This window comes from Archaeoglobus neptunius (assembly GCF_016757965.1).
In the GTDB taxonomy this organism is placed as follows: Archaea; Halobacteriota; Archaeoglobi; order Archaeoglobales; family Archaeoglobaceae; genus Archaeoglobus; species Archaeoglobus neptunius.
Window position 1 is genome coordinate 129,589 of the sequence record NZ_JAEKIW010000006.1, and the last position, 11,967, is coordinate 141,555.

The 11,967-nt window shown below is 46.7% G+C and carries 13 protein-coding genes and 1 pseudogene; 6 read left to right on the top strand and 8 right to left on the bottom strand.

The features are described 5' to 3' along the window. Positions 1-2: 2 nt before the first annotated feature. Positions 3-449 carry a flavodoxin family protein gene (locus JFQ59_RS06055; RefSeq protein ID WP_202319517.1) on the bottom strand — a complete coding sequence of 149 codons (447 nt, stop codon included), beginning with the start codon at positions 447-449 and terminating at the stop codon, positions 3-5. A gap of 56 nt (positions 450-505) precedes the next feature. On the opposite strand from JFQ59_RS06055, the gene JFQ59_RS06060 reads away from it, so the two are divergent. Beyond that, complete coding sequence (locus tag JFQ59_RS06060; protein WP_202319518.1) at positions 506-784, top strand: AF2331 family protein; 279 nt, start codon at positions 506-508, stop codon at positions 782-784. Next, complete coding sequence (locus JFQ59_RS06065; protein ID WP_202319519.1) at positions 781-1,170, top strand: restriction endonuclease; 390 nt, start codon at positions 781-783, stop codon at positions 1,168-1,170. The genes JFQ59_RS06060 and JFQ59_RS06065 overlap by 4 nt, the downstream gene beginning before the upstream one ends. A gap of 17 nt (positions 1,171-1,187) precedes the next feature. Here the strand turns inward: JFQ59_RS06065 and gatA are convergent, their stop codons facing one another. The 3 genes from gatA to aroE are packed head-to-tail and all read right to left on the bottom strand — an operon-like array spanning position 1,188 to position 3,667. Then, positions 1,188-2,534 (bottom strand): Asp-tRNA(Asn)/Glu-tRNA(Gln) amidotransferase subunit GatA, encoded by a 1,347-nt coding sequence (gene gatA, locus JFQ59_RS06070; protein WP_230972339.1) that lies wholly within the window; start codon positions 2,532-2,534, stop codon positions 1,188-1,190. A 14-nt stretch (positions 2,535-2,548) separates the two neighbouring features. Further along, positions 2,549-2,830, bottom strand: coding sequence for an Asp-tRNA(Asn)/Glu-tRNA(Gln) amidotransferase subunit GatC (gene gatC, locus JFQ59_RS06075; RefSeq protein ID WP_202319521.1), 282 nt, complete (start codon positions 2,828-2,830; stop codon positions 2,549-2,551). 9 nt (positions 2,831-2,839) lie between these two features. Continuing rightward, positions 2,840-3,667 carry a shikimate dehydrogenase gene (gene aroE, locus JFQ59_RS06080; RefSeq protein ID WP_202319522.1) on the bottom strand — a complete coding sequence of 276 codons (828 nt, stop codon included), beginning with the start codon at positions 3,665-3,667 and terminating at the stop codon, positions 2,840-2,842. 121 nt (positions 3,668-3,788) lie between these two features. Here aroE and JFQ59_RS06085 point away from each other — a divergent pair, with 121 nt between their 5' ends. The 3 genes from JFQ59_RS06085 to JFQ59_RS06095 are packed head-to-tail and all read left to right on the top strand — an operon-like array spanning position 3,789 to position 5,228. Next, positions 3,789-4,124: a cupin domain-containing protein gene (locus JFQ59_RS06085; protein WP_202319523.1), complete on the top strand. Its 336-nt coding sequence runs from the start codon at positions 3,789-3,791 to the stop codon at positions 4,122-4,124. A gap of 47 nt (positions 4,125-4,171) precedes the next feature. Then, positions 4,172-4,342 carry a 4Fe-4S binding protein gene (locus tag JFQ59_RS06090; RefSeq protein WP_202319524.1) on the top strand — a complete coding sequence of 57 codons (171 nt, stop codon included), beginning with the start codon at positions 4,172-4,174 and terminating at the stop codon, positions 4,340-4,342. Position 4,343: 1 nt separating this feature from the next. After that, positions 4,344-5,228, top strand: coding sequence for a carbohydrate kinase family protein (locus JFQ59_RS06095; protein ID WP_202319540.1), 885 nt, complete (start codon positions 4,344-4,346; stop codon positions 5,226-5,228). Between the two features lies 1 nt (position 5,229). Here the strand turns inward: JFQ59_RS06095 and JFQ59_RS06100 are convergent, their stop codons facing one another. The 4 genes from JFQ59_RS06100 to JFQ59_RS06115 all read right to left on the bottom strand — a co-directional run bounded on the left by JFQ59_RS06100 (position 5,230) and on the right by JFQ59_RS06115 (position 11,162). Then, on the bottom strand, positions 5,230-6,627 hold the full coding sequence (locus tag JFQ59_RS06100; protein WP_202319525.1) for a DUF790 family protein: 1,398 nt from the start codon (positions 6,625-6,627) through the stop codon (positions 5,230-5,232). Then, positions 6,605-7,957 carry a DEAD/DEAH box helicase family protein gene (locus JFQ59_RS06105; RefSeq protein ID WP_202319526.1) on the bottom strand — a complete coding sequence of 451 codons (1,353 nt, stop codon included), beginning with the start codon at positions 7,955-7,957 and terminating at the stop codon, positions 6,605-6,607. The genes JFQ59_RS06100 and JFQ59_RS06105 overlap by 23 nt, the downstream gene beginning before the upstream one ends. 256 nt (positions 7,958-8,213) lie before the next feature. Further along, a complete protein-coding gene (locus tag JFQ59_RS06110) occupies positions 8,214-10,010 on the bottom strand; it encodes an aldehyde ferredoxin oxidoreductase family protein (RefSeq protein WP_202319527.1) in 1,797 nt (598 codons plus the stop codon). A gap of 9 nt (positions 10,011-10,019) precedes the next feature. After that, positions 10,020-11,162: an iron-containing alcohol dehydrogenase gene (locus JFQ59_RS06115; protein WP_202319528.1), complete on the bottom strand. Its 1,143-nt coding sequence runs from the start codon at positions 11,160-11,162 to the stop codon at positions 10,020-10,022. Positions 11,163-11,276: 114 nt separating this feature from the next. Here JFQ59_RS06115 and JFQ59_RS06120 point away from each other — a divergent pair. Then, positions 11,277-11,967: pseudogene (locus JFQ59_RS06120) on the top strand (type II/IV secretion system ATPase subunit); the annotation flags it as partial.

Genomic DNA, 11,967 nt, shown 5'->3' on the forward strand with positions numbered 1-11,967 from the left:
CCCTAAATCCTCTGAAGCCATTTGAAAATAATTTTCTTTGCATTTTCCGGGTTTTCTTTGATCATTTTTCTCCTTACAAGTAAATACTCGACGCTTCTGGCTCTTTTCTGGAGGAATCTGCAGTAAAACTTCGCATACCTTTTCTCATCAAACCCACCGTAGCAGATGATGAGATAGAGTTCTCTGCCATCTGAACATTTCTTTAAAAAGTAGGTTACTGGTGGACAGTTTAGAGTCCACTTCGGGAAACACAGAATTATTTTTTCACCCTCCGGTTTTCTGAACTTGCTCCTGATCCCAATGCAGGGGATGAAGGACAAAAAGAGCCAGACAGGGTAGGGCAGCTTTGGTGAAATTATTTCCCGGGCCTCTATTCCGAGATGTTCTGCTATCCATTCAGCCACCTTTTTGCAATTACCGGTAAAGCTGAAGAAATAAAGTTCTACCATCGGTTCAACCTCGGCACCATTCATAAAAGATTTTTACCCGAGCGATGAGTCCGATTATGCCAACCTACATTTTCAGCAGGGATGCGTTCATAAGGTTTCTGGAGGCTCATCTGGACGAAGATGTGGTTGTGGTGGTTTCTAGCGATATCACCGATTTCAAAAAGGAAAGGACAGACTCCATGGTCGGTGAGAAAGACTACTATTTCATGGAGTTTGCCGTCGCCGGCGATTTGTTTCAGGTGGATGAAGAGGGCGTGGACGAGCTTATGAAATATGCCATAATTTTCGTTGAGAAAGAACTGCTCAGCGAGGTCGGTAAAAAAGCGGTAAGATGAAGTGGCAGGAATTTGAGGAAAAAGTCAGGGAAATATGCAGCGCTCATGGTTTTAAAACCGAGTTCAGGTTTGTGTTCAGGGATGAGCTTGGAAAAGGAGAAATTGACGTGATTGCAGAAAGGTATGGTATAACTCTCTGCATAGATGCAAAACTTTACTCACCATCTCGCTACAGGGCTTCGCAGATAAGAAGGGAGGCCCAAAAGCACATACAGAGGTGTGAACGTTTCTCAGCTTTAACCGGAAAGGAGGCTGTACCCGTACTTGTCACCTTTATAGACGACTGGATAAGGTACCATGACGGATGTATAATCGTTCCATTCAATTCTCTCAACGATTTTCTTTCCGAGGTCCACTACTATCTGGCAGAGTTCGGGTATCTCTGAGTTCCGCCATAAATAAGTTAACCCAGAAGCTCTGAAACCTCCTTTCCAAAGTTCAGCAAAAGATTTTCGGAGAAGTGGCGGCCAATAACCTGCATCCCAACAGGAAGGCCCTTAATGAAGCCTACCGGAACGTTTAGTGCTGGCAGGCCAGCAAGGTTTACAGGAACTGTGTTCACATCTGCTTTGTACATTGTAAGGGGGTCGGCAAGCTCACCAATTTTGAATGGTAAGGCTGGCATTGTTGGGGAGATCAGTACATCATATTTTTCAAACGCCTTTTTGAAATCGTTTATAACCAGCGTTCTGACCTTCTGGGCTTTCAGGTAGTATTTTCCGTAGTAACCAGCAGAAAGGGCGTAACTTCCGAGCATAATCCTTCGCTTAACCTCCTCTCCGAATCCTTCTGCCCTTACCTTAGAGAAGTATCTCCTCCAGGAGTCCAGTTTGTCAAGGGCAAAACCGTATCTTACACCATCATACCTTGCAAGGTTTGACGAGGCTTCGCTCATGGCAATTATATAGTACGCCGCAAGAGCATACCGGAACGAGGGCATGCTGACCTCTCCAACCTCATGAATTCTGGAGAGTTCTCCAACCACCTCGTCGAATCTGCCGAGGACATCATCATTGCCCCCCATCTCCTTTATCACTCCAACCCTGAGTTTTCTCCTCTCCTGAACAAACCTGAACTCCCTTCCTGCATTTGTTGAGTCTCTGGCATCTTTTCCAGCTATGACCTCCAGCAGCAAGGCGAGGTCTTCGATGCTGTCAGCCATCGGGCCAATCTGTTCAAGCGAGTTGGCGTAAGGAATTAGACCGTACCTTGAAACCAGCCCGTAGGTTGGCTTCAAACCGTAAACACCGCAAAAACTGGCCGGACAGCGTATGCTACCGCCGGTGTCACTGCCCAGTGCCAGCACAGCTTCATCCGCTGCAATCACCGCAGCACTACCTCCGCTGCTCCCCCCTGCAACCCTTTCCAAGTCATGAGGATTTCGTACAACCCCGTAGTAGCTCGTTTCCGTTGTGGTGCCCATCGCAAATTCGTCCATGTTTGTCTTCCCGATTATTATCGCTCCCTCAGCCTTTAACCTCTCTACCACGTGGGCATCAAAAACAGGCTCGTAATTGCTGAGCATTTTAGAAGCACACGTCGTTTTCACACCTTTCGTCGTGATGTTGTCCTTTACTGCAACCGGTATACCTGCAAGTCTCCCTTTCAGCTCCCCCCTGTCGTATTTTTCAGCCAGTTTGAGGGCATCCTCCTTGCAAACTGTGATGTAGGCATTCAGCCTGCTCTTTTCTATTTTCTCAATGAGTCCGGACACAGCATCGTAGCAACCATGTTCCTCGACGATTTCCATCCAGTCCTCCACTCTCACTCGACCACCCTCGGTCCTTTAAAATACCCATCCTCCTTATGCCTTGCGTTCTTTAAAGCATCATCCTGACTCAAACACTCACCGGGATCATCGTCCCTGAAAACGTTTCTGAGAGGCAAAACCTGAAAGGTGGGCTCAACATCCTCCTCAACCTCATCAAGGATATTGAAGTAATCCAGAATGCTCTCAAATTCCCTGCTGAATTTCTCTGCCTCCTCCCCGGTGATTTCTATCTTCGCCAGTTCTGCAGTGTGATAAACCTCCTCCAGTGATACCATACATCCCCCTCAGGCGCTGTGAATAAAACTGTTTTTTAATGCTTTTATCGCTGCCTCTCTCATCACATCAACATCCGGTTTGATGCCAGTCCATATCTCAAATGCCCTTGCGCCCTGATGAACGAGCATCTCAATGCCGTAAATAACTCTGCAACCAGCCTCCCTCGCTGACCTTATAAGCGGGGTGTCCACAGGATTGTAAACCGTGTCAAAAACAATCATTCCGGGTTTCAGGATTTTCGCTGGAACTGGGAGGGCCTGAGCAAAGCCCTTCATTCCCAACGGTGTTGCATTAACGAGAATGTCTACTTTCCCGCTCAACTCACCCACTCTCTCAAAGGGATAAAAAATACATTCTCCATGCCTTCTGATCAACTCCACCGCTTCCATCCCTCTTGACTCTGTTCTGTTTGTAATAATAACAGTCGCACCAAGTTCAACCAGTGCGAGGGCTGCTGCTTTCCCTGCACCACCAGCTCCAACAACCAGAGCAGTCTTCCCCCCTACATCCAAGTCGGAAAATGACCTCTTCACACCATACACATCGGTGTTGTACCCGACCATCTCCCTCAAATCGACAGTGTTGACTGCCTTCAACAATGCCGCATGACCCTCAAGAGTTAGAAAATCTGCGACCTCCTCCTTGAAAGGTATCGTTACATTCAGACCTGCAAAGCCAAGGGCCCTGGCTCCGAAAATGGCATCCTTTATCATTTCAGGTCTAACCTCAAAAGCCAGGTAAACCCCCTCTATTCCCGCTTTTTTCAAAGCTGCGTTATGCATTGCAGGTGAGACAGAGTGTCTTATGGGGTAGCCGATCACACCCAGATACATCATCGGTTGCTGTGATGCTGCAGGGATATTTATGCCTGATGTACCCGGACACATACAGATGATCAAATTTCAGAGTTTGTCCATGCAGCAAAGGTTATTAAAAGAAAATCTATTGATATTTAATATGAACATCGTCATTTCAGGAATTGAGAATGGTGATGTGGTAAGGGAAAACGGTGTAAAATACACTGTTAAGGCTAAATCCAGCAATCTTCTGGTAGTGCTGGCCGAACTTGAGGCAGGAAGCGAAACGGATGTTCACAGACATGATGGGGAAGAGTTCAGATTTGTACTGGAAGGTGTGATAGAGTGCATTGTAGGAGAGAGGTCATTCAAACTAAAGGCTGGCGAGTCCATACTGCACCCCTCGGACGTTCCGCATAAAGTGAAGAATGTGGGCAATTCAAAGGCCGTATATCTGACAGTAGGCACGCCTCCTACATTCAGTCTGGAGGAGTGATGAAGGTTTTTCGAAGCTGTTTAATACCATCAGAAAAATGGTAGACCATGCCTGCCGTGGTCGATGCATCAAAATGTGATGGTTGTGGTACATGTGTGGATGAGTGCCCGGTTGGAGCGATAGAGCTTAACGATTTTGCCCACGTAGACGAAGAAATCTGCACAGAATGCGGAGCGTGCGTTGACGTCTGCCCGACAGAGGCGATCAGCCTTGAGTGAGATGAGATCAATTGGTTTTGGCGCACTGAACCTAGACAAAATATACATGGTGGACAAAATCCCCAGAGAGGATGAAGAGGGATTCGTTAAGGACGTAAACCTTTTTCCCGGTGGTAGCGCAGCAAACACAATTGTCGGGCTATCAAGGCTTGGAGTTGAAACAGCATACATCGGAAAGATCGGAATGGATGGAGAAGGAAAAATTCTCGCTGAGAGCTTCGAGGAGGAGGGGGTGGGAACTGAATTCATCATCAGGGCAGAGGGCAGGAGTGGAACGGCGATGATTTTTGTTGATGAGAGTGGAAACAGAGCAATTCTTGTTGATCCCGGTGTAAACGACTCAATAAGGTACGACGAGATCGATGTTGACAGTGCCAGAAAATACAATCTGATTCACCTCACATCCTTCATATGCAAAAACGGCCTTGATTCTCTCAATTCGCAGAAAAAGATAGTGGAGGAATTTGAGCTTGTCAGTTTCGATCCGGGAATGCCCTATGCAGAGAGAGGTCTGAAGGATATGGAAAAAATAATCAGAAACACAACAGTGTTTCTACCGAGCAGGCAGGAAATTGAAATGCTGTTCAACAAAAACTATAGAGAAGCTGCAGAAGACTGTCTCAGCATGGGGGTGGAAGTGGTTGCTGTTAAACTTGGATCAGAAGGTTGCTGGATTAAAACAGCAGGGAAAGAGGCTGCCGTAAAACCATTCAAAGTCAGGGTTGTGGATACAACTGGAGCAGGAGATGCGTTCAATGCAGGATTTCTATACGGATTTTTAAGGGGCAGGGACGTCGAAGGGTGCGGGAGGCTGGGCAATCTGGTAGCATCATACTGTATACAGAAATTCGGGGCAAGAGAGGGGCTGCCAAGAAAGCTCGAGTGACTCACACTTTTTCCAGCCTGGTATCTCCAAGACCAATCCACCTGACCTTGAACCCGAAAGCAGATATTGCGCTCTCTCCCAGACCATATCTCTCAAGCACGCTTTTCGCCTCGTCCAGAGTTTCCGGATTCATTTTGTGAAGCTCTTTCCGTACTTTTTCGAAAACTTCCTTCTTCACAGCATATTTGCCCACCAAAACGTAACCTTCAGGAAGGGATTCAAAACTGTCCAGCTCTACAACGTCCCCTTTGACTTCCCCCCCTCTCCTGAACTTCCTCAAAGCTTTCAAAACATCCCCATAAGGTATTTTTCTGCTGAATTTAATTACATTATCAACCTTACCTTCCCCAAAATCATCCCTGGCGATTACAATTAAAGGAACCCTTGACTTCTCCACCTTTTCCAGCTTTCTCTCAAGATACTCTTTAGTCCAGAAACCGACTATTTCAATGTAAACCCTCTCACCGTTGATATCCACAGCAAAATCGGGGATAAACGCATAGTTTCCTGCCTTTACCACATCCGGTTCCCTCAGTATGTTGTATCCGAGCATCCGCATTTTTCTCGCAAATTCCTCCTCTATCGAAGAGTCATACTCAATCTTCTCGTCCTTTTCAATAAAAAGTTCCCTCATCCTATCATCGATTTCGAGGAAATATATTTTTCCGGAATCAAGTATTTCGGCCCTCATCTGCCAGTTTCCGGCCTTCAGTATGTAGGGGACAAGTTTGGCAAAGGCCGTTCCATATCTTCTGGTCATCCTGAGCATTGTGGCAGCTCCTGTGACATCGACCATAAGCTTTCCCCCGTCCTCATACAGCTCGTACATCAGTCTAAGGCGCTTTATGGCTCTGAAAATTTCCTTGTGGTTATCAGATACCCAGAAGGAAAGTCTCAAGGCGTTGAAAAGGGTCGTCTGGAGCAGAGAGAGGTTGTAGAGTTTTATCAGATTTTCGGGAGATATGAGTTTGAAATCCGTGATTATCATCTCCTCCTCTCTGTCGGCATACATCGCTCTTTCTATCGTTTCAGGAGTTGTGTTGAAATACCTGGCTGCATATTCCACTGCTCTGTCCCTCTCCTTCTTCGTGGTGACAAAACCCCTTTCGAACAGAAGCATTCTGACGCTGTAAGGGTCAATTTCGGAGTCAACTCCAAAAGCGCAGGCCTTTTCAATACAGTAGTTCTCCAGAACCCTTACAAAACCTCTCACCTTTCTGAAATTTGCGGCATTCTCCAGTTCCTTTAATTTTGCCAGAACTCTGCCGTATTTCCTCCCGATACCCGCTCTAAAAACTCTGATGATGTTCTCTGCCAGCTCGTAATCCCTCTCCCCCGCAAATTTCGGAGTTATCCTACCCCTGGTTCGCCTAACATCAAGCAGCTCTTTTGGAAGCATTTCTCCTCCTCCTTGCGGTCCCAACCTCTCCAGTATCTCTGGAAATCAGTTCGTAGAGTAATGCGTTCTTCTTTCCTTTCGATGGGCGCAAAATCCTGCCTAGCCGCTGAATGTACTCTCTGGCACTCCCGCTCCCACTCATTATCACGGCTACGTTTGCATCCGGAACATCGATACCCTCGTCCAGAACCTGACTGCTGACTATGGCCCTGAACCTCCCCTTTCTGAATCCCTCAAGGATCTCCCTCCTCTCCTCCTTCGGTGTTCTATAGGTGATTGCCGGAATCAGGAAGAGTTTTGAAATTTTGTAAACGAGTTCATTGTGCCTTGTGAAAATTATAATTCTGTCCGTTCTGTGCTTCTCAAGTATTTCCCTCAGCTTCTTTATCTTGTTTATCGAATTGAACGCTATCTTCCTTGCCTCATCCCATGCTCTGAGAGCCTGATACGCCTTCTCATCGTAGCCTGTCGCCATAACTACCTTGTGGAAGTCCTCAACTCGCCTGATCGTTATTTTTCTCGATTTAAGGTAGCCCTTAAAAACCCTCTCTCTTTTTCTGTACTCCTCCATCTCATCATCAGTCAGCGGAACGTAAATCCTCTTGATTGTGTACCTCGCAAGATGCTTTCCCGTAAGATCGTCAGGGAGCATCTCAAAAACCTTGCCCCCGACCACCTCTGGCAAAAGTTCATGCCTCGAGTCTTCCCTCTCAAACGTTGCAGTCAGGCCGAGTCTGTAGGGAGCTGCGCTCATTTCTGCAATCTGGATGTAGGCCTCACCCGGCAGATGATGAACCTCATCAAAAATTAAAAGTTCGAATTTATTACCCAGCTTTTCAGCGTTGGCATACGCAGAGTCATAAGTTGCTATGGTTATTGGCTTCAACTCCTTAACCCTTCCCGAAAACTCCCCCACGTACTCTTCTCCAAAAACTGAGACTTTTTCCTTCCACTGATCGACAAGATCAAGCGTGGGCACGACAACCAGAGTTGCCGTGGACATTTCATTTACTGCCGCAATTGCAACGTGGGTTTTTCCGGAACCCGTAGGTAAAACTATGCATCCCCACCGGTCCTGCAGCCACCTTTCCAGAGCCCTCTCCTGATAGTCTCTGAGATCAATTTCGGCATCGAAGAAAGGGGTGGGGATCGGGTCAAGAACATTATCCGTATACGGAATGTCATTTTGCTCCAAGTAATCAACTATCTGCCTGTATTTGTAAGCCATCGCCCTATAAACTCCTGACCTCGAATCGTATTTTGCATGCGGAACGTGAATATCGCCCCTTATAACGATAGTACCACCATCATAACGAAGTTCGGCGATCATTCAGCCCCTATTGTATTTCGAAGCCTTAAAATTTGTCAGAGTGTGGATGACAGTTGTCAATTTTCAGTTTTAGTATTTCTATATCGGCCAGTTTCAGCTTGAAATGCCATCAACTACTTCTCTCTGCTTCAGCAAATCTGAACGTCAAGATGGTGTGCTGTTGGGGAATTGCCAATCCATCTTACCATTTTGCCGCACGAACAGCAGTCTTCTGCTAACTCTCCAGTACAATCACAAGAAATATTATAAAAAATAATTATTCAACCCACCCAAGCCCGATCTCCTCAAGCTTTTCCCTGCTCGGGATGCCATCAGGCCATTTTCTGTACCGGTAGTACTCGCTCACCTGAAGCTGCACATCCGGGACATTTCCCGTACTGCCCCCATCGACCGGGTGGAGAACCACATCCGGGAGGGTGTCGTCCCTGGCCGTGACGCCACACCTGATGTCATAAATTCTCTTGAGAGTGTACATCCTTTCCCCAGCCACATAAATGCTCTCAACCGTGTGTTCATAACCTGTTACAGCCCTCAGCATCTCAGCAAGCTGTGCTGGTTTGACCGGCATGAACGCACAGATGACAGCCGCATTGAAAAGCTCCGAAAAGTTCTGAACTTTTGCTGTGAGAATTCCCTTCCCGTCGTTTGCAAATCTATCATCACTCGAAATATCATACTCTCTTATCTTTTTGCCCATCTCATAGAGGTAGATCTGATGGGGCAGATGGCAGGCACCTCTTACGTGGGTTGCATATGCACAGGCGAGAGCTGCAAAACCCCTTGCATCGTGCATGGGTATCTCAAGTCCCTTCACGTGTGCAGCCAGATTCTCCACATCATACTTTTTCCCAACAAATCTAACTCCTTCAGCGAGTTCTTCACCCTTGCCCTTTCTGTATGCGATATCATTCAAAAGCTGGATGACTCTCTCCGTATCTCCCCACTCTACGTTGAAATCTCCGATTCCCTTCTCGGTCAGATACATGGCAAATGCAATCGATACACCAGCAGAAATCGAGTCCATCCCGAGGTCGTTTACCAGATAATTTATCTCTATGAGCGATTCGAGATCGTCGTTAAGCTGCAACGCTCCAAAAGCAGCCAGCGTCTCGTATTCAGGGCCGTGAATTTTCCTGCCCCTGTGCTCGACAACCCTACCACATCTCACCACACACCCGAGACAGCCATCATTTCCCCTCAGAACCGATCCTGCCATCGCAGCACCTGAAATCCTGGTGGCACCCTCAAAAGTACCCTTCGTGAAATACTTCACCGGCAGATCCCCGAACCCTTCAGACGTTTCCATGTAGCCTGCTGTTCCAAGCTGTGTGAACATGTTGCAGGTAAAATCGTCCTTTATTCTCTGCATAACCTCATCAACAACCCTGTCAAAACCTTCTTCGTCAAAAACTTCGACCTTCTGCCTTTCCGATGGATCGTAAACCACAGCGATGCCCTTCAGCTTTTTGGATCCCATCACCGCTCCCATGCCTGTCCTGCCTGCATGTCTGGAGTTATCAACCTGAACACAAGCGTATTTGACCAGATTCTCACCGGCCGGACCGATAACTGCAGTAGCAACTCTCTTTTCCCCGAGCTCCTTCCCCAGCTCCTCCTGAGTCTCGTAACACCCTTTGCCCCATAAACCATCAGCATCAACTATCTCCGCTCCATTTGAGTCTATCTTGATGTACACGGGTTTCTCACTCGCACCTTCAACAATCACTCCGTCCCATCCTGTATACTTCAGGTATGTTGCCATCCTTCCTCCCGAACTGGACTCGCCCCAGATCCCTGTTAGTGGGCTTCTGGAACAAAATTCAAGTCTGCTGGTGGACGGGGCTTTTGTTCCTGTTAGGGGTCCGGTGAGAAGCATAAGGACGTTGTCAGGTGAAAGAGGATTTACCTCAAACGTTCTCATGTCATAGTGGAGTTTCACACCCAGTCCTGCACCCCCTATAAACTCTTTCAGATCTTTCTCTTCAGGAACGAATGTGGAAACCGTCTTGTCGCTCAGATTTATTCTCAGAATTTTTCCGCAGTAACCAAACATATGACCACCTCAGAAATCGACTTTTTTACCATAAAAAGCGTACTCATAGAGTTTTCTCACCTCGTCAAATCCCGGACATCTTGGTGAGGTGATAATGCAGGCATCGTTGATGGCATGATTGCAGACACTGTCAAGGGCTCCAAAGTACTCATTTTCCCCTACAATCTCCGAAACTCTGGTAGGTATTGATATGTTCGCCATCAACTCGAGGACCCTCTCAACAATCGATTCTCCATTTTCCATACCAATTCTTTTTGCCAGATAATCCAGTGTACTTCTGGAGGACTCATCATTCAGATAGAACTGCAAAACGTATGGAAGAAATACACCAACGCAGATTCCATGATGTACTTTAAAATACGCTCCAAAAGCATGGCCAAGCGAGTGAACAGCTCCAACCTGCGAATTACCGAATCCCATTCCAGCCATGGTTGCTGCATGATGCATCCTAGCTCTCGCCTCCTTATCACCCTGATATGACTTTTCCAGATACTCGAAAATCAGCACAATGGCCTTTTCACACATTGCATCGCTGAAGTCATTTTTCCACGGCGATACTGCTCCCTCAATCGCATGAGTCAGGGCGTCCATTCCGGTTCCAGCAACCAGTTTCTGCGGCATTTTTTCAACAAATCTGTAGTCCAGTATCGTTATATCCGGAATCGCATCTCTGTGTGCCGGCAATACTTTTCTCCTCTCCTTATTGTCCGTCAGTACCATCGCCCATGTGGCATCGGCTCCCGTTCCACTTGTTGTGGGAATGGAGATTAGCCTTGCCTTCCTTCTGAATCCTAGCTGATAGAGGTCCGTAAAAGGTGTGACAACTTCCGGATCGACATCCACCTCCATCAAGATTCTGGCCATCTTTCCAACATCCATAACACTTCCGCCACCAAGAGCTATGATCAGCTCCGCATCCATCTCTCTCGCAACCTTTGAACATTTTAAAGCGGTTTCAATACTGGGTTCAGGCTCAACCTCGTCAAAGACCTCAATCCTCTCGGCCTTCAGGTATTTCTTAACCTCCTCCACGTATCCAAGCTCCACAAGAGACCTGTCAGTGACAAGCAGGACCCTTTCTGCTCTCTCATTCTGCAGGTGCTCTATAGCATCATCACCGAAAACGGTTTTCGGGGCTATGAACCACCACATCTCAAACCACCATGCATATACATGATTTAGCAACATAAAATTTTTTCCAATCCTTGTGTGCCCCCAATCCTTTTACACGAAACTTTTTTTAATTTTTAATTCAAAATTCTTCCAATGCCGTCGCTAAAATTCAGCCTGAGAAAAAAAGATGAAATTCCACGGAGAACTTCTGTTTTTGAAATTATAAAAAAGAGCGCCCGTGGAGAGTTTCTGGATGAAGAAACCTTCAGAACCCTGTCAAAGAGACTCTCACAGGAATTCAACCCTCCTGAAGGATGGATCGAAGTTGAAGGTTATCCCGTTTACGGCAGGTTCGTAATTTCGAGTGTTCACATCCTGTTTAATGAAGAGAATAATGAATTCATCTACCATGTTAACGAGCCAAAGCTCAATGAGGAAGAGGAAAAGATCGTAAGGAACATTATAAGCAGACTGGAGTACTTTACAGCCAATCCCAAGGAAATCAGGGACAAAATTGGCACCTTGAAGACAAAAATCGACTCAATCATTGAGGCCTACAGAATAAACCTCGAAGGTGCCGATTACTTCAGGGTTCTCTACCATATCTTCAAGAAAACGATTCTTTACGGCAGTATAACCCCTATAATGTACGATCCGATGATAGAGGACATTTCCTGCAACGGGTATAACAAGTACATCTATATTTTCCACAGAAAGTACACAAACCTCCGCACGAACATAATATTCAACGATCCTGACGAGCTTGACTCCTTTGTTGTCAATCTCGCCCAGAAGTGCGGGAAGCATATAAGCATTGCAGAGCCGATGGTTGATGCTACGATGC

Coding starts and splice junctions, on each gene's coding strand:
- JFQ59_RS06055 (WP_202319517.1), bottom strand. CDS start 449: ATGGTAGAACTTTATTTCTTCAGCTTTACCGGTAATTGCAAAAAGGTG.
- JFQ59_RS06060 (WP_202319518.1), top strand. CDS start 506: ATGCCAACCTACATTTTCAGCAGGGATGCGTTCATAAGGTTTCTGGAG.
- JFQ59_RS06065 (WP_202319519.1), top strand. CDS start 781: ATGAAGTGGCAGGAATTTGAGGAAAAAGTCAGGGAAATATGCAGCGCT.
- gatA (WP_230972339.1), bottom strand. CDS start 2,534: ATGGAAATCGTCGAGGAACATGGTTGCTACGATGCTGTGTCCGGACTC.
- gatC (WP_202319521.1), bottom strand. CDS start 2,830: ATGGTATCACTGGAGGAGGTTTATCACACTGCAGAACTGGCGAAGATA.
- aroE (WP_202319522.1), bottom strand. CDS start 3,667: ATGATGTATCTGGGTGTGATCGGCTACCCCATAAGACACTCTGTCTCA.
- JFQ59_RS06085 (WP_202319523.1), top strand. CDS start 3,789: ATGAACATCGTCATTTCAGGAATTGAGAATGGTGATGTGGTAAGGGAA.
- JFQ59_RS06090 (WP_202319524.1), top strand. CDS start 4,172: ATGCCTGCCGTGGTCGATGCATCAAAATGTGATGGTTGTGGTACATGT.
- JFQ59_RS06095 (WP_202319540.1), top strand. CDS start 4,344: ATGAGATCAATTGGTTTTGGCGCACTGAACCTAGACAAAATATACATG.
- JFQ59_RS06100 (WP_202319525.1), bottom strand. CDS start 6,627: ATGCTTCCAAAAGAGCTGCTTGATGTTAGGCGAACCAGGGGTAGGATA.
- JFQ59_RS06105 (WP_202319526.1), bottom strand. CDS start 7,957: ATGATCGCCGAACTTCGTTATGATGGTGGTACTATCGTTATAAGGGGC.
- JFQ59_RS06110 (WP_202319527.1), bottom strand. CDS start 10,010: ATGTTTGGTTACTGCGGAAAAATTCTGAGAATAAATCTGAGCGACAAG.
- JFQ59_RS06115 (WP_202319528.1), bottom strand. CDS start 11,162: ATGTGGTGGTTCATAGCCCCGAAAACCGTTTTCGGTGATGATGCTATA.